Source organism: Acinetobacter sp. GFQ9D191M (assembly GCF_011174875.1).
In the GTDB taxonomy this organism is placed as follows: Bacteria; Pseudomonadota; Gammaproteobacteria; order Pseudomonadales; family Moraxellaceae; genus Acinetobacter.
Genome location: NZ_JAALGV010000076.1, coordinates 1 through 757 on the forward strand (window position 1 = coordinate 1; position 757 = coordinate 757).

Consider the following 757-nt stretch of genomic DNA (forward strand, 5'->3'; position numbering starts at 1 on the left):
ATTATGAGCAGCTTAAGGAAGATTATGAAAAAATACTTAAAAGTGTACTTTGTTATTATTGGAAAATTTTGAATTAAAACAAAAAACGCATCTCTAGAGATGCGTTTGAATGGCGAATTCAAACATGAGGTGCGACAGTTTCAAAAGCCATATGATAATCAACAAGCTGAGCAAATTTCTCTAATGGTGTAAGCCAATCTAACGCCTTTCTAGGACGAGTATTCAGTGACATGGCAACTTGATTTAAATAATGCTGATCTGCCTGATTTAAATCAATCCCTTTAGGTAAATATTGCCTAATTAAACCATTCATATTTTCGCATGTGCCTTTTTGCCAGGGTGAATGTGGGTCACAGAAATATACATCTATGCCTAAATCTTCTTCGAGTATTTTATGTTCTGACATCTCACGTCCACGGTCATAGGTCAACGTTTTACGTAGTTCTGCAGGTAAATATTTCAGAGCTTCAGTTAAAGCCTTGCGCACTGATTCTGCCTTTGCATCAGGTAATGTTGCCAAGATACAGAGCCGTGTATTTCGTTCAATAAGTGTTGCTATCGAACTTTTATTGTCTTTACCTTTAATTAAATCGGCTTCCCAATGACCCGGTATTTTTCTTTCTTGAACTTCGGCTGGGCGCTCATGAATAGTTTTAATATCCTGTAATATAGAATCTTTTTTAGGTTCACCGTTAGCTTTTCGCTTTTTATTTTCATGACGCAGACAGGATAATAAGTCTTTTTTCAACTCACCCTT

At 36.2% G+C, this 757-nt stretch carries 1 pseudogene; it reads right to left on the bottom strand.

Annotated elements, in window-relative coordinates:
• Positions 1-118: 118 nt before the first annotated feature.
• Positions 119-757: pseudogene (locus tag G5T77_RS11880) on the bottom strand (IS30-like element ISAba125 family transposase); the annotation flags it as partial.